Here is a 20,222-nt window from a genome sequence, read left to right as displayed (position 1 = left end):
TTATTTCACCTTTGCACCCGGCTCCACGTATTCACTTGGGGTCAGAAGTACAGGCTTGCCACTACTATCAGTAGCCGCAAGAAGCATACCTTCAGAGAAAATCCCCCTCATTTTGCGAGGTTTCAGGTTTGCAACAACAATAATTTCCTTACCTACAAGCTCCTCTGGTTTATACCATGCGGCTATGCCCGCAAGTATAGTACGAGGTTGCCCCTCACCAAGATCAACTTTAAGAAGAAGAAGCTTATCTGCATTGGGATGTTTGTCTGCCTCAACAATCTTACCCACTCTGAGGTCTATTTTAGCAAAGTCATCGTATTCTATAATGTCCACCTTATTTTCTTCCACTTTTTTCTCCTCCTTTTTCTTTTCCTCTTTCTTCTCTGCCTTTTCTATTTCATTGAGATATTTATTTACATCGACGCGAGGGAATAAGGGCTTCATATCTACTGGAATAGATACAGGTCTTGGAAGTTTGCCAACTTGGAGGGCATCTAGCCAGTCGCCTGCTTCAGAAGCACCGATTAACTCGAGTACATGAATTGCAACCGTAGGAATAAATGGCATGAGCATCAAAGAAGCCAATCTGATACCATCAAGCACATAATAGATAATTGTATCTCTAACATCGGGCTCAGCACTCCAAGGTTTTGTTTCATCTACATATTTATTGAGGGCTTTAACAAATTCCGATGCTTGTCTTAGAGCTTCGGCAGAATCATCCTCGTCGAAAGCCTTTCTATACCTGTCGAAGTAATCGTTGAATATATCAACCAGTTTATCTTTATATTCTCCATCAAATACAGGTGATACCTCACTTATGCCTTTCTTTTTGGCAAACCCAACAATACGGTAGATGAGATTACCATAGTCGTTAACAAGATCTGAGTTGTATCTCTTGAATAAGAGTTCCATAGAAAACTCCTTGTCATCTTTCTGTGGACCGTCAATAATAACGAAGTACCTGATAACATCGACGGCAAATGGCTCAGATATACCGGCAACCTGAGATACCTCCTTAACGAGCTCTAGAGGATCTGCAATGTTGCCTCCACTCTTAGACATCTTCTTGCCACCCATCATCCACCAACCATGGACTATCAGTTTATGGGGAGGTTCTATTCCAAGAGACATAAGCATTGCAGGCCACATGGCGGCATGATGCCTGAGAATATCCTTACCTAATATATGTCTTACATGAGGCCAATACTTGTTGAATTTATCCATATCAAATGGATATCCTGCACCGGTAATATAGTTAATAAGAGCATCAAACCATACATATACGGTATGCTTAGGATCGATAGGTACTGTAATACCCCAAGGTACAGTTATACGGGTTACGGAGACATCTTTTAGGCCATTTTTTACGAAGGTATAAATCTCGTTATACCTACTTTCTGGTACAATGGCCTTTTTCTCCTCATACCACTTTATGAGTGCATCTTGATACTTGCTCCATTTGAAGAAATAGGTTTCCTCTGCAACTTCTTCTACCTCTATGCCATGTATGGGGCAATATTTACCATCTACCAGTTCATCGGGGCTATAGAATGTTTCACATTTCGGACAGTAAAAACCTCTATATTCTCCCTTGTATATGTCACCCTTTTCATACATGGTCTTAAAAACATGCTGCACAACTTTTTCATGATCTTCATCGGTTGTACGAATAAACCTATCATAACTAATGTTGTATGTATCAAAGACCTTGCGGAAGACGGCGGATACCTCATCGCAGAATTCCTTAGGGTGTTTACCTAATTTTTCTGCTGTGCGCATTATGTTAACACCGTGCTCATCGGTTCCTGTTAGAAACAGTGTATCATCGCCGATGAGCCTGTGATATCTTGCCAGTGTATCAGCAAGAATGGTCGTGTAGGCACTGCCAATGTGCGGTTTACTGTTTACATAATAAATTGGCGTTGTTACATAATAAGTACCCATACTATCACCTCCTATTCAACAGTTACAGACTTTGCAAGATTTCGTGGTTTATCAACATTGTTACCACGCATAACAGCTACATGATATGCAAGAAGTTGTAGTGGAATAATTCCAGCAATAGGAGCAAAAAGAGAGTCAATGCGAGGTAGCCCTATAAACATATCGGCTACAGATTGAGCTTCTATATCGTCTCTGTATCCTAGAACTATGGTTTTTGCCTTTCGTGCTCTAACCTCTATGATGTTGGAAATTTGTTTTTCCTTTACCCTATCTTGAAGCACAGTAGCTATTACTGGAGTACCCTCTGATATAAGGGCCAGTGGTCCGTGTTTTAGTTCACCTGCTTGAATAGCCTCAGAATGGATATAGGATATCTCTTTTAGTTTTAATGAACCTTCCATATTAATAAGATGGTCAAGAAGTCTACCGATAAAGAAGATATTACTAGAATCTTTGATATTTAGTGCTATATCTTTAACAGTTTCTTCAACACCGAGAACCGTAGATATAAGGTTAGGTAGTGCCAGCATATCAGATACAAATTGGTGTTCAAACTGTTTGTCTATGAAACCTCTCAATTTGGCTACATACATTGCAAGTAGATAACCAACAATAAGTTGGTTGGTATAAGCCTTAGTAGAGGCAACTGCTATTTCAGGGCCAGCATTGATAACCAAAGGAACATCACTTTCACGGTATATAGTCGATCCGACTACATTGACGATACCAATAACGGGAATATCATAAGATTTAATAAGTCTCATAGCAGCAATAGTATCTGCAGTTTCTCCGGACTGACTTATAACAACAGCAATACTGTCATCTTTGTCTCGAGATAGATCCCATGGCATATATCTGAACTCGCTACCAACATCTGCTTCTACAGAAAGGTCAGTATATGTTTTTAGCAAATATTTCAGGATAAGACCGGCATGAAATGCTGTTCCGCATGCTGTAATATATACTTTCTTCGCAGTCTTTAATTTATCAACAAGACTATCAAGTTCTGGCATTACTATTTCACTTTTAGCTATATCTATACGACCACGCAAAGCATCTTGTATTGTTTGAGGTTGCTCATGAATCTCTTTAAGCATGAAGTGTGGATAGCCTTTTTTCTCTGCTGATTCTATATCCCAGTCTATCTTGATAGGAGTAAATGGTATGCGGTTACCTTCCTTGTCGAATAAGACGACTTCTTTGCCATCGATATAACCATATGTACCATCTTCAAGTGGCATAATATCGCGGGTATATGGCAGAATAGCTGGAATGTCAGATGCTATATAAGTACCCTTATCAGATTTACCTATTACCATAGGGCTTTGTTGTCTAACGAAGAAGATCTTATCTTTTTCATCGGCAATGATCACAGCAAGTGCATAAGCCCCCTCAAGAGTATCTATGGTCTTTTTAAATGCCTCAAATGGGTTTCCTGTTTCTTTTAGATATTTTTCTATAAGATGGGCAATGACCTCGGTATCTGTATCAGACTTAAATATATGCCCTTCTTTAATAAGCATATCCTTAAGATGTTGGAAATTTTCTATTATACCATTGTGTACGACAGCGACCCTTCCAGTACAGTCAGTATGTGGGTGGGCATTTGTGTCATTAGGTTCACCGTGGGTAGCCCATCTTGTATGTGCTATTCCTAGTAATACCTTATCGCTATTCCAGATATCTGTCAGCTCCGATTCTAAGACAGATATCGGACCTTTTTTCTTTTCAATAACTACACTACCATCTTCCATAAGTAGAGCTATACCACTGGAATCATAACCACGATATTCTAATCTTTTTAATGCGTCGATAATAACAGGAACCTTTTTATCTGTGCCTATATATCCAACTATTCCGCACATATTATCAACTCCTTAGTGAATTTTCCACATCTTGTATTTCACTAACTATAGCTTCTAATAATTTTACCACTAATTCGTTATTTTGTGCTTCTACTGATATTCTTAAAACATGCTCGGTACCAGATGGCCTAACGATAATACGGGCTATACCGTCATATTCTGTTGTATATTTATTCACTATTTCCTTGACTTTAGGATGATTGGCCAATTCATGTTTGTATTTAGTTTTAAGGTTATACATCCTTGAAGGATAAAGGGTAAAGTTTCGCAAAACTTCCTCGATATCCAGACCATCACTGTATATAGCATGCAGTATATAAAGCATTATGCCAATGCCATCTCCAGTGTTGTTAACAGGCATAAGAATAATGTGTCCTGACGATTCACCACCTAGTATTGCACCTGTTTTTTTCATCTCGTCATACACGTACTTATCGCCTACTGGTGTTCTTATTAGAGTGATACCCATATCACGTAAAAAGGCTTCCAAACCAAGGTTGGCCATTATTGTAGATACAACATACTGCCCCAAAAGGCCCTTTTCCTTAAGGTAATATGCCAATACAGCAAGTAGGTGATCACCTGTTAGTACCATGCCATCTGACATCACCATAAAGACTCTATCTCCATCACCGTCGAAAGTAAAACCATATGCAGCTCCAAGATTAACTGTTTCCTTGGCCACTACTTCTGGATGGGTAGCACCACATTTGTTGTTTATCCACCATCCATCAGGATACCCGAATAGGGCGTTTACCCTTGCCCCCCCTTTTTGAAGGGCGTAAACAGCTGCATTACATGTTGCACCATGGGCAGTATCTACAAGTATAAATTCTTCCTTTAAGTCAATATCCCCTATTCTATCAAACAGGATATCTATATAACTCTTTGTGGCCTCAGGATATAAAATATTGCTACCAACCTTATCCCACGATGCAGATAAGGGGATTTCCATAAGATGCTCTATTTCTTCTTCTGCTGTAGGTTCGAGTTTTTCTCCTTTACCATTAAATACTTTAAGACCATTGTATTCTATGGGATTATGGGAAGCAGATATCATCACTGCACCATTTACTTCCTTATTAAGGGATGCCAAAAGAGCAAGTCCAGGAGTGGGAAGAATTCCAAGGGTTATTGTATCTCCACCAGCACTGAGAATACCTGATATTAGCGATGCTTCAAGGGCATCAGAGGAAAGTCTGGGATCTTTGGCAATCATAATTGTGGGCTTGCTTCCTTTGGAGAAATATCTTGCTACTCCTACACCTAGCTTAAAGGCTATGTCTGGGGTTAGGTCTTCACCAAAAATACCACGAATTCCATCAGTACCAAACCATTTCAATAGAAATCCCTCCCTTCAATAAACACCTGAATAGATTACCACACAGGTATCGGGTAATTTATTTGTTTTTACATTCCCGTGATCATCTACTATATCTGGAGGTGGCTCAATGTTATCGGGACACCTAATCATAACAATCCACGGAGTACCATTAACCGTTGTCTTTATCTTATATACTTTGGTTTTCTGCCATAAAAATCGAATAGTAACTTTTTTGTGAGGTGGATAAATGATGGATGCCAATCCTTGTAAAGGCTTGTCATTTAGAGAAACTTCAATAGATGAAGGATACTCACCATGTAAATCTATAGTAGCGGTCTTGATAAAAGATACAGGCAAGTTATCTGTAGAGGTTTTTACTACAGCAAAGCTGGGATCAATTTTCATTCCGGCAAGTACATATTCTCCTTGGACATAACCTTTGATAACAGGAATAACAGGTAGCTGTAAATAATCTTGCTTTATAGTAAATGGTGAAAGTTTTATTTCGGATGGCTCTATTGAGATAAGTTTTTTATCCTTAGGTTTGCCAGAAACATCTATAAGCATGAGGTCAGAAGCCGAAACTTTGATAGCCTCTTTGGGCATTTTGTCAAGAACAATCACAGCCTTCGCAATAGAATTAACAATGCTTGAAGGACCCTTTATAGATACACGAGGTGGCAGTATTTCAAACTGACTGGTTATATCTGTGCGACTAGCAGTTAACACTTCAATTTTTACATTTTTGTATTTTATAACATCTATTCGCAATGCTACAGATGAAGGACTTATATCTATTAAGTTAACACTTGATGGTAAGTCAACATTGACACTGAGGACAACATCTCCTACAGCACCTGCTGGAATCATTACCCATGCAACGGGTTGTGGCATAGTTGAAACAATATCTTCGGGTCCTCTAACGCGAATATTGACCAGAGGTACATCACTTAATATAACTCTATCATCACCTAAGCCCCTTATTTGAATCTTTACCCCAGTGAATACTCTTTCTGTATAAGGAGTGATAGTCTGCGACATCGCGAACCAAAGTGCTAATGTAAATAATAGAGACAGAGTAATTAGTATACCTCTATTCTGTTGCATCTCGATCGCCCTTCTTTCTCTGCCGTCTATTTCTAGATTTCACATTAGAAGATTTTTTTCTCTTTTCTTCTTCCTTTTCTCTTATAAGTAATTTGGTTAATATCTCACGAGGAGAAGCATTAAAAGTATCGTCTAATATTTTGCCTTTATATGCGATTTTTATCCACTTTTTCTCTTCTGATACAATGATGGCCACAACATCTTTTTCACGGGTTATAGCAAGGGCAGCTGTATGTCTTGTTCCGAAATGAGAATATAAACTGGTGTCTATGTTGATGTCCTCTGGAATAGGTACCACATAGCCAGCCGCCCATATTTTTCCTTTTTGATTAATAATAACTGCACCATCATGAAGTGGAGATCCCGGATAAAAGATTGTTTCTATAAGCTTAGCTTTGGGAAGAGCATCTATTATAGTACCTCTTCCTGCCTCCACATCACCTATCACATCATCTCTTTCGATGATAATTAACGCTCCATATCCATTTTTTCTTAACCATTCAGATGCAAGTAAAACTTCATCAATGACACGAAAACTTATTGACTTACTTGAGGGAAAACGAAGAAGCTGAAATCTTTGAAGAGCTCTTCGAAACTCGGGCTGAAAAATAATAGGAACAGAAATCAACAGAATGGCTAGCACCTTGTCGGCAACCCATCCTGTAAATATGAGGATATGAAAGTGCTTGGAAACCCAAGAAATGACAGACAGTATAAAAGCAACTGTTACAAATCTAATAGCAAGGGGAAGCCCCCCTACACTTTGTAGTATCTTAAGCAAATTATATATAAATAATGTAACAATAAGTATATCCAACAGCATTATCAGTGTAGAGGAACTTCCCAACATGTTATCTCACCTCATGCTTACTTGAAAATTGTTGTTCCTGCTTTACCCTGAATAGCCAGAGCTGCATCTTCGAGAGATGCGATAATAACTTCGCTGCCGCCTCTTTCCAAGAACTTAATTGCTGCCTTAACCTTAGGTCCCATTGAACCAGCAGGGAAATGTCCCTCTTCATAGTATCTTTTTATTTCCTCAAGAGATACTCTATCGAGCCCCTTCTGTTCAGGTTTGCCAAAGTTAATATATACCTTATCTACTTGCGTAAGTATTATAAGCTTTTCGGCTCCCAGTTTGTTAGCGAGAAGTGCTGAAGCAAGATCCTTATCTATAACGGCCTCTACACCACGAAGTCCCTCTTCTGTCTTGATAACAGGTATACCTCCACCACCAACAGATATAGGAATCTTGCCATCCTCATATATATCTCTAATTTCCTCTAGCTCCACAATATCAAGTGGTTCCGGAGATGGAACAACCCTTCTATATCCTCTGCCGGCATCTTCTTTAATAACCCAGCCTTTGGAAGCCATAAGTTCTTCTGCCTCTTCTTTGCTATAAAACGGCCCAACTGGCTTAGTAGGGTTTTCGAATGCAGGATCGGAAGGGTCAACAATAACCTGGGTAACAATAGTGGCCACTCCTCTATTCACACCATGCTTATCAAAGATATTTCTAATAGACTGAGAGAGCATATAACCAATATATCCCTGGGTCATAGCCCCGAGAAAATCCATGGGAAATGGTGGCAGTTTGTCTTTGGCAATATCATGTCTAAGTAGTTCCATACCAACCTGTGGACCGTTACCGTGTGTCAATGCCACCTTTACCCCAGGATCGGAAAGCACTTTAAATAGGCTTTCTGCTGTTTGGTTACATGCCTTAAGTTGAGAAAAAGCATCCCCCTTACTACCCGGCAGTTGTATGGCATTTCCCCCTAGGGCTATGACAACCTTCATAAAATATCACCTACCTCATAATAAGGGCCATTACGGCTTTCTGGGCATGAAGTCTATTTTCTGCTTCATCAAATACGACAGAATTTGGTCCGTCAACAATTTCATCTACAACCTCTTCTCCTCTGTGTGCTGGCAAACAGTGCATAAACAGATAATCCTCTTTGGCATGTTTTACAAGTTCTGGATTTACCTGATATGGCTCAAAAATCCTTCTTCTCTGTTCGGCCTCTGCTTCCTGTCCCATAGATGCCCATACATCTGTGTAAATAACATCTGCATCTTTTACTGCCTCAATGGGATCATTAGTAATAACAACCTTAGAACCAGATTTCTTAGCAATTTCCTGAGCCTTACCAACTACTTCTGGCAGAGGTTCATATCCCTTAGGAGATGCAACATATATATCCATACCGATGGTAGCGGCACCAAATATAAGAGAATTTGCCACATTGTTTCCGTCACCAACATATGCAAATTTTAGACCTTCAAGTGTCCCTTTCTTTTCCCAAATTGTTAGAAAGTCGGCCAAAATCTGCATAGGATGCTCAAAGTCTGACAAACCGTTGATTACGGGAACACTAGAATATGTTGCTAGATCTACTATATCTTTGTGGTCAAAGACACGAGCCATGATACCATCTACATATCTAGAAAGAACTCTGGCTGTATCTGCAATAGTTTCTCCTCTTCTGAGCTGCAGATCGTTTGCTCCAAGATAGAGTGCATAACCCCCAAGCTGATATATGCCAACCTCAAAGGATACCCTTGTACGGGTAGATGGTTTCTGGAAAATCATGGCAAGAGTTCTACCTTTAAGGTAATCATGTCTTTTACCTGCAAGGCGTTCATGCTTCATCTGTTTAGCAAATTCAAGAATCTGCCAAATTTCCTCTCTAGAAAGATCAAGCATAGAGGTAATACTTTTCCCTTTCATATTAATAGCCATATTTCATCCCTCCCTCTAATGTGTTAAGGGGGCACCGGTAGTGCCCCCAATGGTGATAAATTTATAATATTAAGCAAACTGCTTTTTGATGATGTCTTCAAGGGTTGGCTTGCCAATCTCCTGAAGCTCGTATCTAACTCTAACCATTGGTTTGTTAACCTTGATAACACGCTGTAGATTGATAGGTGTTGCGGAAACAACAACATCAGCATCTGTGGCATTGATAGTCTCCTCAAGGTCTTTAAGCTGCTGTTCACTATAACCAACAGCCGGAAGGACCTCTTCAATCTGAGTATATTTTTCGTAAGCAGCTTTGATGGTTCCCACAGCAAATTCCTTTGCTCTGACAATTTCAGCAGCACCATACTTGATTGCTGCAATGTAACCGGCACCATAAGACATCTCTCCGTGTGTCAGAGTTGGACCATCCTCAACAACCAATACTCTCTTACCGCGAATGGCATCAGGATCTTCAACAAACAGTGGAGATGCTGCCTCAATAATAACAGCATCTGGATTAACTGCTCTGACATTTTCTCTTACGAACTCGATATTTTCAAGATCAGCAGTATCAACTTTGTTGATAACAATAACATCGGCGATACGAACATTAGTCTCACCGGGGTGATATGTGACCTCATGTCCCGGCCTGTGTGGGTCAACAACAGTGATAGTTAAATCTGGAACATAGAATGGGAAGTCATTGTTTCCACCATCCCAAAGAACAACATCTGCTTCTTTCTCTGCCTCTCTGAGAATAGCTTCATAGTCTACACCGGCATAGACAACAGCACCACGGTCAATATGTGGCTCATACTCTTCCCTTTCTTCAATGGTACAATTATGTTTATCCAAATCCTCATAGGTAGCAAATCTCTGTACCTTCTGCTTTACAAGGTCACCATAAGGCATTGGGTGTCTGACAACAACGACTTTTTTACCCATATTTCTGAGAATCTCAACAACTCTTCTTGTTGTCTGAGATTTACCAGAACCAGTACGACCGGCAACGATAGCAATAACTGGCTTAGAGGATTTTAACATTGTATGGCCGGGACCAAGAAGCATGTAGGATGCACCAGCAGCATGAACAAGGCTAGCTTTATGCATTACATATTCATGAGATACATCTGAATAGGAAAATACTACAAAGTCAACGTTATGTTTCTTAATAAGCTCGGGAAGCTGCTCCTCAGGATATATGGGAATACCCTCAGGATAAAGTTTTCCTGCAAGCTCTGCGGGATATACCCTTCCCTCGATGTCTGGAATCTGTGTGGCGGTAAAGGCGACCACCTCATATTCTTCTCTGTCTCTAAAATAAGTGTTAAAGTTGTGGAAGTCGCGACCTGCCGCCCCCATGATGATGACTTTCTTTCTATCCATTTACGGATTCCCCCTTTCTGAAGGATATTTGATATACTACATTTAGATTATAACAAAGGAGGGGGAAAATATGCAAAAGCCATTCATTACACACATTGATACTCATCCCAAAGAAGAGGTTTATGGTTTGGAGGGAGTATGGATTCAGTGGCTTTTATCAAAGGATATCGGGGTTCCCACATTTGAAATGAGATACTTCACGGTGGAACCTGGAAAAGCTACACCTTACCACAAACACGAATGGGAGCATGAAATTTTCTTTGTAAAGGGTAAAGGTAAGCTTCATACTGAATTTGGAGATTATGAGCTTACACCAGGAACTGCCGCATATGTTCCACCAAATATTATGCATCAGTTTATTAATGTAGGCGATGAGCCTATGAATTTCATCTGTATCATTCCTAAGAGGAAGGATTAAAAGCATGTTCTTTCTCCCCGCTTCATCATTTGGTGACAAACAAGGGATAGAAACGGCTAAACTGGCACTCGAATATGGCTTTGATGGGGTTGAGCTATGGGGAGATGGGCTTGTTTTACTATCAGAAAATGGGATAGAAGAAACTTATCGATTTTTCAAGGATACTCATCTAAAACTTTCAGTGCATCTACCATATCTTGATATGAACATTGCTAGTGCAAACCCAGATATTCGACGGGTATCACTGGAGCTATCAACACGAGCACTAATCACGGCGAGGCGAATAGGAGCACGCCTCGCCGTGGTACATACAGGCAAACCTACTGGTACAAAATCTGTAGATTTTTCACACATTAACATGTCATCTTCAGAAGATTCTATTTATCGTTTACTTCAAGTGGCCTCAATAACAGGTACCACTCTTCTTATAGAAAATGGGGTAAAAAGAGAGTTGTTTTCACGACTTGATAGCTTCATAGCATTTGTAAGAAAATTTCCCAGCGCCGGTATATGCCTCGATGTAGGACATGCCAATACAATGAGATGGAACTTTGACGGTATGAGAAATGCCTATGATGTTGTTGAACGTATTAAGTACATTCATGCTCACGATAATAATGGGAAATACGATGAGCACAAACCTATAGGACATGGCACTGTAGATTGGAATAAACTTATTCCATTTCTAAAAGGGAGAATCATACTACTGGAGATTAGAGAATTCAACGATATTGAAGACTTTATAGAGAGCAGAGAGCGTATACGCTCTCTGCTCTCTAATGAACAGGTATAACTCTGACTTCTATATGAGGCTTTTGCCTCCATTTAGATGCCAGCTTGGATGCTATTTTTTCTTTCATCATATCCTCTTTCTGCTTAATTGTTAGATCAGGTCGAGAAACAATTTCACCTGCTGCCGATGATATGTACTGTTTAAGACTCTGAAGTTCTTTTTCATCACCTACATAGGCCCCTTTAACAACAAGATCTTGGAGTTTGGCTTTATTTCTCCTGTCAAGTGTAAAGATAGCTATGATAATACCATCCTTTGCAAGCTCCATACGCTGACTTACAACTTGAGTAGAAATATCAACAACCCCGCCATCAACGAGAATTTCTCTAGCTGAAGCCACTTCTTTCTCTATAGTAGCCTTACCGTCTTCGAACCTTATAGCATCTCCTCGCTCTAAAAGATATACGTTATCTTCCTTAACTGCCCTCGTTTCTATTGCAAGTTTTTTATGAGATACCAATTGTCTTCTTTCACCATGTATGGGTACAAAGTATTCAGGTCTTACTAAATTAAGCATCAATCTCAGTTCCTCCATAGAAGCGTGACCCGAAGCATGTACAAGAAAATATTCCGAGTATACAACCTCTACTCCTTTCTTAAACAGACGATTGATAACGTCAAATATAGCTCTTTCATTGCCGGGAATCGGGTCAGCAGATATAACAACAACATCTTCCGGTTGAAGTTTGATAAATCTATGTTTATCATATGCCATACGAGTTAGGGCAGATAAGGGTTCTCCCTGAGTGCCCGTGCTTAATATAACCTGAGATTCAGGTGGCAATGCTAGGGCATCAGATACAGAGACAATAATATCGTCATAGTCGGCGAGAAAACCTAATTTTCGTGACAGTTGGGTAATCTTTACAATTCCCCTACCATCAACTGCTACTACCCTACCATATTTCTTAGCGAGACTCATAATAAGTTCAATTCGACTAACATGAGAAGCAAATACACTAATGATAATTCTTCTATCTGTATATGTAGCAAAAACCTTTTCTAATCCTTCTCTGACCTTCATCTCAGAAGTACCAAAGCCCGGTTCATCGGCATTGGTACTATCAGAAAGAAGTAGTTTTACTCCTTCTTCCCCAAGTCGTGCGAAGGTATGAAGATCAGTTGTTTCCATTGTAGGATGATTTTGATCTATTTTAAAATCACCGGTATATATGATTTTTCCCTCTTTCGTATAAAAAGCCAAAGACAAGGCATGGGGAATACTATGATTGACGTGTATCGGTAAAACACTTAAGTTATGTGATATACGAATTTCCTCTCGAGGATGTATAGCTCGCATATTCACAGCTATGCCATGATGCCCACCCACATAGTCTTTAAGCATCTCTAAAGTCAGTGGAGCGCTGTATATATCTAGACGATTTAGTTTTCCTTTCAAAGATTCTAAAAGATATGGGACAGCTCCTATATGGTCTTCGTGAGCGTGAGAGAAAAATGCCCCTTTTAACTTATCGGCATTCTCTACAATATAGGAAAAATCAGGAATGATATATTCTATACCTGGTTCTTTTAGTGTGCCAAATCTCACACCACAATCAACAATATACAATTCATCATCTGTCTCTAGCAAATGGCAATTTCTACCTACTTCATCTATACCACTAATCACAATCCATCTAACCATAATCAGCCCACCTCTAACAGTTTCTTTGCTATTATTAAATCTTCTCTAACTGCGGATTCATAGGATGCGTTTCTTAGTATTGCTGCAGGGTGATATGTAACAACAACATAATATCCGTTCCTTCTATAGGGATTATCAGCCCGGAGAAGCTTAAGAGAGGTTGCCTTGGGAAAGCCTAGTAAATCTTGAGCGGCTGTTTTTCCAAGTGCCACTATAACTTTAGGTTTTATAAACGATATCTGGGCTAATAAATATGGGAAGCACATAGCCATCTCACTATCTGTAGGTACTCGATTACCAGGCGGACGACATTTTACCGTATTGGCTATATAAACATCTGAACGTTTCATACCCAGATAGTCTGTTATCCATAAATCCAATCTTTTACCTGCTCTCCCAACAAACGGTCTTCCCATTCTATCCTCATCAGCTCCAGGACCTTCTCCAACAAACATAAGGGAGGCGTTGGGATTGCCTTCTCCAGGAACAGGATTTGTTCTGCTTTCATGTAAAGGGCATCTATTGCATCGTTTTATAGCCTCTGCAAGATAAGATTCCCATTTAGCGTGTACCACTATGTCCAAAACCTCCTTCACCACGCCTGGTATCTGATAGAGAGTCTACAACTGTAAACTCTGCTATAACAACAGGAGCGACAATCATTTGAGCTATTCTCATTCCATGTTCAATGGTAAAAGATTCGTTACCAAGGTTAATGAGTATAACTTTTATTTCACCACGATAATCCCAGTCAATGGTACCTGGGGAGTTAAGAGTTGTTATACCATATTTGGCAGCAAGTCCACTCCGAGGTCTAATTTGTGCCTCATAGCCTGGTGGCAATTCGATAGACACCCCCGTCGGAACCATGTATCGCTCCATAGGCTTGAGTTCTAAAGGTTCTTCAAGATATGCATATAAATCAGCGCCAACAGAACCATCTGTTGCATAAAATGGCAATTTGGCACCGGGTTTCAACTTTACTTTAACTTCTATTCGTTGCACACTATCACCTCTCATGTGAATATTATACCCAGCTCTAAATAAAAAAGGGGGAGATAATCTCTCCCCCGCTATAAATAACGTTCATACTATCCGTCTCGCCTGCCTCCGTCTCTTCTGCCTCCATGTCCCCTATTATCTCTTCTATTATCATGTCTACGACCATGTGATTGCCTTGGGGGTCTTGGAACACGGAGATTACCTGTCTTGCGAGCTTCTTCTTCTTCCTTCTTCCATTCTTCGAGACCTCTGCGGGTGAAGTTTATACGGCCCATAGCATCTATACTTTTGACAATCACTCGGATCGTATCTCCTATCTTAGCAAAGTCATTGACGGAAACAAGTCTATTTGGGCTGAGATCATCTACTCTGAGTAATCCCTCTTTGCCAGGTGCTATTTCGAGGAAAATACCAAGTTTGGGATCAATACGTGTAACTTTACCATCTATAACATCACCTTCATGCAGTTCTCTAACAATAGCTTCGATAATCTGTTTAGCTCTTTCTATGTTGCTCATATGTTTGCCCTTGATGAAAACTTTTCCATCTTCATCATTGATATCTATTTCTACACCCGCGTCGGCAATAATCTTTTTAATAACCCTTCCACCGGGTCCAATGATTTCCCCAATCTTTTCAACGGGAACTTGCATATAGAAAATCTTATCAGCTGTTTCAGGAATCTCATCTGGAGCAGGAATAGCCTGATAAAGGACATCAAGTATCTGGTACCTTGCCTCTTTAGCCTGATACAGCGCCTGTCTCATGATTTCAAATGTGATACCCTTGACCTTAATATCGAGCTGGAGAGCTGTAATACCATCTCGGGTACCAGCCACCTTAAAGTCCATATCACCAAGATGGTCTTCAAGTCCTTGGATATCTGTAAGAATAATAAAGGTGTCATCTTCCTTGATAAGACCCATAGCAATACCACCGACATGTTTGGGCATAGGTACACCAGCATCCATCAGTGCGATGGAACTTGCACACACACTGGCCATTGAGGTAGAACCGTTAGATTCCATAACCTCACTGACTACACGAATAGTATATGGGAACTCTTCTTCAGAAGGAATAAGATACTTAAGCGCTCTTTCTGCCAACGCACCATGACCAATTTCACGGCGACTGGGACCTCTTCTTGGTTTAATATCTCCGGTAGAGAACGGTGTAAAATCGTAATGGTGAATAAATCTCTTGAACTCCTCCTGAACGCTAATACTATCAATAATTTGAACATCAGAGAAACTACCCAATGTTGCAATGCTAAGTACCTGAGTTTGCCCCCTTGTAAACAGGCCACTACCGTGAACAACAGGTAAAACACCCTTTTCAGCACTGAGAGGTCTAATCTCTTTAAATGTTCTACCATCCACGCGCTTACCTGTTTCTTTCATATACTGGCGAACAATTTTCTTTTCTACTTCTTTGAAGGCTAGATCAAACACCTTTATATAGTCTTCGTTTTCGGCCCACTTTTCCTCTACTGCTTCTTTTATCTTGGTCTTTACCTCGGAAACTTTCTTTTCTCTTTCTTTCTTTTCAACCTCAAGTAGTGCAGCAAGTATCTCGTCTTTGTAAGACATAATGAACTCTCTAAGGTCTTCTGGTATTTCTACAAGTGGCACCTCAGCCTTCTCTTTTCCAGCTTTTTCGCGAAGTCTCTTAATACCAGCAATAATCTTCTTGATATACTCGTGGGCAAATTTCATTGCCTCTATCATTGTGTCTTCGGAAACCTCTCGTGCGCCTGCCTCAACCATTACGATACCATCTTCGATACCGGCAACAACTAAGTCCAAATCAGACTTCTCTAACTCTTCAAATGTTGGGTTTATTACGAATTTACCATCAATAAGTCCAACCCTTACAGCACCAAATGGATGATTAAACGGGATATCAGAGATATACAGTGCTGCCGAAGCACCATTCATAGCTGCGATTTCTGGTGGATTAGTACTATCACTGGCAAGAATCATAGCAATAACTTCTACATCATTGCGCATCTCTTCAGGGAAAAGAGGGCGGATTGATCTGTCAATCAATCTCGCCCTCAAAATCTCAGCTTCGGAAGGTTTTCCTTCCCTCTTAAAGAAACCGCCAGGTATTTTACCAACGGCATACTGTTTTTCTTCGTACTCAACTAGTAGAGGGAAGAAATCAATGTCCAATCTGGGCTCCTTACTCATAACAGATGCAACAAAGGCCACTGTATCTCCTATTTTAGCGAATACAGAACCATTTGCCTGTAAACCCACATAGCCTGTTTCAAAGACTATCTGTTTACCCTCTTCTAGTTCTACTACTTCTATAATCTTTTTTCTCTCCATACCTTGTTCACTTCCTTTCCACGGAGCCCAACCCAATTTATCTCTTCAAGCCGAGACGGTTAATAAGAGATAGGTAGGCTTCCATGTCCTTCCTCTTGAGGTACTTGAGAAGCTTTTTTCTACGACCAACAAGCTTCAGCAAGCCCCTCTTGGAGTGGTAATCGTGGGGATGCTGTTTCAGGTGCTCTGTAAGATGCTTGATTCTGGCTGTCAAAATAGCCACCTGCACCTCTGTAGAACCTGTGTCTCCCTCGTGTTTACCAAACTCCTTAATAATCTGCTGTTTAATCTCCTTGTTAAACATAATCGCACCTCCTCCATAGCCCGAGATAGGACTCTACGGTCCTTCCCAGAACTAGGTTTTTTTTGTTTTTATTGTTTTAGCCAGTCTTACATAAGACCAGCAACAAACACACCAACGGCAAATAATACAGCAAACACAATAATGAGTTTGTCTAGTAACTTTTGTCTAGGAGACGAACCGTGAAAAATAGACGCTGTACCACCAATAGCACCCAGTCCTTCTCCTTTGGGCTCCTGTATACCAATAAGTATAAGAAGTATTGCAGAGACAATAGCAACACCAATCATTATTGCTTCCTTCATCCCACTTCAACCCCTTCCAACAAATGTTTTAACAATTATAGCAAAATCTTCGGGTTTTAGGGAAGCCCCTCCAACAAGTGCCCCATCTATTTCTTGGGAAGAGGCAAAGTTTTCTACATTGGCAGGTTTCACACTACCACCATAGAGTATTGACACCTCATCGGTTCCAAATTTTTCTTTGATCCAGCTTCTAATCTTAGAGATAACCTCTTCGGCATCTTCTTTAGTTGCAGCCTTACCAGTACCTATAGCCCAGACAGGCTCATAGGCAATCACAATCTCTGGCAAAGTGTCAAACTGACTAAGAGCTGTCTCCAGTTGCTCACGAATTACATCCCATGTTTTACCCTCTTCGCGCTCTTCCAGTGTCTCGCCAACACACAGTATAGGCACAAGCTCTTTTTCTACAGCCTTCTTTACCTTTTTGGCTATCATCTCATTGGATTCTCCAAAGATATGACGGCGCTCGGAGTGACCTAACACAACATACTTGACATCAAAATCCTTGAGCATATCAGGTGCAATTTCACCAGTAAATGCTCCCTTGTCTTCAAAGTACATATTCTGGGCACCAATCTCATATCTGCTATCTTTAACAAGATCAGAAGCTATAGGAATATATATAAACGGCGGAATAAATACCACCTCAAGGTTTTCATTAAAGTCTACATCCCATAGACGAGCCATTGTACCTATAATAATTTTCTTTGTCATTAGTGTAGAACCATTCATTTTCCAATTGCCGGCAACAATAGTCTTTCTCACAGAAACACCCCCTCACCAATAAAGAACCTGTATACCAGGAAGCGTCTTACCCTCTAAGAATTTCAGGGAAGCACCTCCGCCAGTAGATACATGGGTATACTTATCAGCTACCCCAAACTTATGTGCTGCTGCTGCAGAATCGCCTCCACCAAGCACAACTTTCATCTCACCCTTTTCACACTTCTGGGCAAGGTACTCTGCAATAGCCTTGGTACCCTCGGCAAATGCGTCTTTTTCAAATACACCCATAGGTCCATTCCAGAATACAAGTTTTCCATCGGCAAGCTCTTTCTTGAAAAGCTCTATGCTCTCAGGACCAATATCAAGGCCCATCTTATCGGCAGGAATAGCATCTACGGGAACAACCTCACCGGTGTCTGCATCAATGCTATCGGCTACCACAATATCAGTAGGCAAAACAATTTTCTTGCCTGTCTCTTCGGCTTTTTTCATAACCTCTTTGGCGTATTCAATATAATCTTCTTCTAGCAAAGATCTACCGATTTCATACCCCTTAGCCTTGAGGAATGTAAAGACCATGCCCCCACCAATAAAGAGCCCGTCTACTTTGTCAAGGATATTGTCAATAACACCAATTTTATCGGAAACCTTGGCCCCTCCCATAATGACATAGTATGGTCTTAGCTCATCCGATGGATCAAGTAGCATACCAAGATTTTCTATCTCTTTTATCATAAGAAAACCAGCATATGCCTTAAGATATTGAGCTACACCAACATTAGAGGCATGGGCTCTATGTGCGACAGAAAAAGCATCGGAAACAAATATATCTCCCAAAGACGCAAGTTTCCTGGCAAATTCAGGATCATTTTTCTCTTCCTCTGGATAGAAACGCACATTCTCAAGCATGAGAACATCGCCTTCTTCAAGTGAAGAAACAGCCATTTCAACCTCTTCTCCTATAACATCAGGAACGAACAATACCTCTTTACGAAGAATATTAGCCAATCTCTTTGCAACAGGTACTAAGGACAGCTCAGGTTTTCTTTGTCCCTTAGGTCTTCCCAAATGGGATACAAGAATAATTTTTGCTCCATTCTTCATTAGATGGGTAATGGTAGGTATTGCTGCATTTATACGTGTATCATCGGCAACTTCACCATCGCTGGTAAGGGGGACATTAAAGTCCACCCTTACCAGCACTCTTTTACCTTTAACCTTAACTTCATCAAGTTTGTGCAGCTCCATGGCTATCACAGCCCCTTGGAGGCTATGTATACAATAAGGTCTGCAACTCTATTGGAGTAACCCCACTCGTTGTCGTACCAAGAAAGAACTTTCACAAAGTTACCATCGATAACTCTGGTCTCAAGAGCATCAAAGATAGAAGATCTTGGATCACCCTTATAGTCAGAGGATACCAGTGGTTCCTCGGAATATCCAAGAATACCTTTAAGCTCGCCCTCGGCGGCTTTCTTCATAGCGGCATTGATTTCCTCAGCAGTTGCAGGCTTTTCAAGCTCCACAGTAAGGTCAACAATAGAAACAGTAGATGTAGGCACTCTCATGGCCATACCATCAAGCTTACCGTTAAGCTCAGGAATAACTTTACCAATTGCTGCAGCAGCACCTGTGGTGGTAGGAATGATATTAATAGCAGCTGCTCTTGCACGACGTAGGTCTTTGTGTGGCAGGTCGAGAATACGCTGGTCGTTGGTGTAAGAGTGAACTGTTGTCATAAGACCACGCTTAATACCGAAACTGTCCTGTAGAACTTTGGCTACAGGAGCAAGACAGTTTGTTGTACAAGAAGCATTAGAAATGATATGATGCTTTTCAGGATCGTATTTTTCGTGGTTAACACCAAGCACGATAGTAATATCTTCACCCTTTGCTGGTGCAGAGATAATAACCTTCTTAGCTCCAGCCTCAAGATGCTTGGCTGCCTTATCCCTTTCGCGGAATCTACCAGTAGACTCAACAACAATGTCTATATTCAAATCTTTCCAAGGAAGCTTGGCAGGATCTGGCTCTGCCAAGACTTTAATTTTTACATCGTCGACAAGAATATAATCTCCCTCGGTGCGAATATCTGCCTCAAACTTTCCATAGTTAGAATCATATTTTAGCAAGTGAGCCAAGGTTTTAACATCCGTTAGGTCGTTTACAGCAACAACCTCCACCTGATCACGATACTTCTCAAACAGGACCTTGAAAACCTGTCTTCCAATTCTTCCAAAACCGTTTATGGCAACTCTTACCATACCGATCCCTCCTTTTGCATATGTTTTATATCCTTATCAATTTTATCACCCTTAAGG

The 20,222-nt window shown here is 40.5% G+C and carries 19 protein-coding genes; 2 read left to right on the top strand and 17 right to left on the bottom strand.

Annotated elements, in window-relative coordinates:
* The 8 genes from metG to GM182_RS03835 form a co-directional block, all read right to left on the bottom strand.
* Window positions 1–1,947 carry a methionine--tRNA ligase gene (gene metG / locus GM182_RS03870; protein WP_449185816.1) on the bottom strand — a complete coding sequence of 649 codons (1,947 nt, stop codon included), beginning with the start codon at window positions 1,945–1,947 and terminating at the stop codon, window positions 1–3.
* An 11-nt stretch (window positions 1,948–1,958) separates the two neighbouring features.
* The gene (gene glmS, locus GM182_RS03865) at window positions 1,959–3,812 is read right to left on the bottom strand and encodes a glutamine--fructose-6-phosphate transaminase (isomerizing) (RefSeq protein WP_449185815.1); all 1,854 of its coding nucleotides are present in this window, start codon (window positions 3,810–3,812) and stop codon (window positions 1,959–1,961) included.
* A 4-nt stretch (window positions 3,813–3,816) separates the two neighbouring features.
* Complete coding sequence (locus GM182_RS03860) at window positions 3,817–5,154, bottom strand: phosphohexomutase domain-containing protein (RefSeq protein ID WP_449185814.1); 1,338 nt, start codon at window positions 5,152–5,154, stop codon at window positions 3,817–3,819.
* 15 nt (window positions 5,155–5,169) lie between these two features.
* The gene (locus GM182_RS03855; RefSeq protein WP_449185813.1) at window positions 5,170–6,243 is read right to left on the bottom strand and encodes a CdaR family protein; all 1,074 of its coding nucleotides are present in this window, start codon (window positions 6,241–6,243) and stop codon (window positions 5,170–5,172) included.
* The gene (locus GM182_RS03850; RefSeq protein ID WP_449185812.1) at window positions 6,230–7,093 is read right to left on the bottom strand and encodes a diadenylate cyclase; all 864 of its coding nucleotides are present in this window, start codon (window positions 7,091–7,093) and stop codon (window positions 6,230–6,232) included. The genes GM182_RS03855 and GM182_RS03850 overlap by 14 nt, the downstream gene beginning before the upstream one ends.
* A gap of 17 nt (window positions 7,094–7,110) precedes the next feature.
* A complete protein-coding gene (gene arcC, locus GM182_RS03845; protein WP_449185811.1) occupies window positions 7,111–8,046 on the bottom strand; it encodes a carbamate kinase in 936 nt (311 codons plus the stop codon).
* Window positions 8,047–8,056: 10 nt separating this feature from the next.
* Window positions 8,057–8,992, bottom strand: coding sequence for an ornithine carbamoyltransferase (gene argF / locus GM182_RS03840; RefSeq protein ID WP_449185810.1), 936 nt, complete (start codon window positions 8,990–8,992; stop codon window positions 8,057–8,059).
* Window positions 8,993–9,061: 69 nt separating this feature from the next.
* Window positions 9,062–10,378, bottom strand: a complete 1,317-nt coding sequence (locus GM182_RS03835) for a cyclic 2,3-diphosphoglycerate synthase (protein ID WP_449185809.1) — start codon at window positions 10,376–10,378, stop codon at window positions 9,062–9,064.
* A 70-nt stretch (window positions 10,379–10,448) separates the two neighbouring features.
* Here GM182_RS03835 and GM182_RS03830 point away from each other — a divergent pair, with 70 nt between their 5' ends.
* Window positions 10,449–10,796: a cupin domain-containing protein gene (locus GM182_RS03830; RefSeq protein ID WP_449185808.1), complete on the top strand. Its 348-nt coding sequence runs from the start codon at window positions 10,449–10,451 to the stop codon at window positions 10,794–10,796.
* 4 nt (window positions 10,797–10,800) lie between these two features.
* A complete protein-coding gene (locus GM182_RS03825; RefSeq protein WP_449185806.1) occupies window positions 10,801–11,589 on the top strand; it encodes a sugar phosphate isomerase/epimerase family protein in 789 nt (262 codons plus the stop codon).
* Here the strand turns inward: GM182_RS03825 and GM182_RS03820 are convergent.
* From GM182_RS03820 to gap, 9 genes are all read right to left on the bottom strand, one after another.
* Window positions 11,573–13,234 carry a ribonuclease J gene (locus GM182_RS03820; protein WP_449185805.1) on the bottom strand — a complete coding sequence of 554 codons (1,662 nt, stop codon included), beginning with the start codon at window positions 13,232–13,234 and terminating at the stop codon, window positions 11,573–11,575. The genes GM182_RS03825 and GM182_RS03820 overlap by 17 nt on opposite strands.
* Before the next feature lie 2 nt (window positions 13,235–13,236).
* Window positions 13,237–13,809, bottom strand: coding sequence for a uracil-DNA glycosylase (locus GM182_RS03815; RefSeq protein ID WP_449187282.1), 573 nt, complete (start codon window positions 13,807–13,809; stop codon window positions 13,237–13,239).
* Window positions 13,796–14,230, bottom strand: coding sequence for a dUTP diphosphatase (dut, locus tag GM182_RS03810; protein ID WP_449187281.1), 435 nt, complete (start codon window positions 14,228–14,230; stop codon window positions 13,796–13,798). Before dut ends, GM182_RS03815 begins: the two co-directional genes overlap by 14 nt.
* 95 nt (window positions 14,231–14,325) lie before the next feature.
* Window positions 14,326–16,569, bottom strand: coding sequence for a polyribonucleotide nucleotidyltransferase (locus GM182_RS03805; RefSeq protein WP_449185804.1), 2,244 nt, complete (start codon window positions 16,567–16,569; stop codon window positions 14,326–14,328).
* Window positions 16,570–16,606: 37 nt separating this feature from the next.
* Window positions 16,607–16,873 (bottom strand): 30S ribosomal protein S15, encoded by a 267-nt coding sequence (gene rpsO / locus GM182_RS03800; RefSeq protein ID WP_449185803.1) that lies wholly within the window; start codon window positions 16,871–16,873, stop codon window positions 16,607–16,609.
* Between the two features lie 86 nt (window positions 16,874–16,959).
* The gene (secG, locus tag GM182_RS03795) at window positions 16,960–17,175 is read right to left on the bottom strand and encodes a preprotein translocase subunit SecG (protein ID WP_449185802.1); all 216 of its coding nucleotides are present in this window, start codon (window positions 17,173–17,175) and stop codon (window positions 16,960–16,962) included.
* A 6-nt stretch (window positions 17,176–17,181) separates the two neighbouring features.
* Complete coding sequence (gene tpiA / locus GM182_RS03790) at window positions 17,182–17,940, bottom strand: triose-phosphate isomerase (protein ID WP_449187260.1); 759 nt, start codon at window positions 17,938–17,940, stop codon at window positions 17,182–17,184.
* A 12-nt stretch (window positions 17,941–17,952) separates the two neighbouring features.
* Window positions 17,953–19,149, bottom strand: coding sequence for a phosphoglycerate kinase (locus tag GM182_RS03785; RefSeq protein ID WP_449187259.1), 1,197 nt, complete (start codon window positions 19,147–19,149; stop codon window positions 17,953–17,955).
* Window positions 19,150–19,154: 5 nt separating this feature from the next.
* Window positions 19,155–20,165: a type I glyceraldehyde-3-phosphate dehydrogenase gene (gap, locus tag GM182_RS03780; protein WP_449187258.1), complete on the bottom strand. Its 1,011-nt coding sequence runs from the start codon at window positions 20,163–20,165 to the stop codon at window positions 19,155–19,157.
* Window positions 20,166–20,222 lie beyond the last annotated feature (57 nt).

This window comes from Zhurongbacter thermophilus (assembly GCF_026184435.1).
GTDB lineage: Bacteria > Coprothermobacterota > Coprothermobacteria > Coprothermobacterales > JAADFF01 > JAADFF01.
This window is presented reverse-complemented; position numbering and strand designations above follow the sequence as displayed.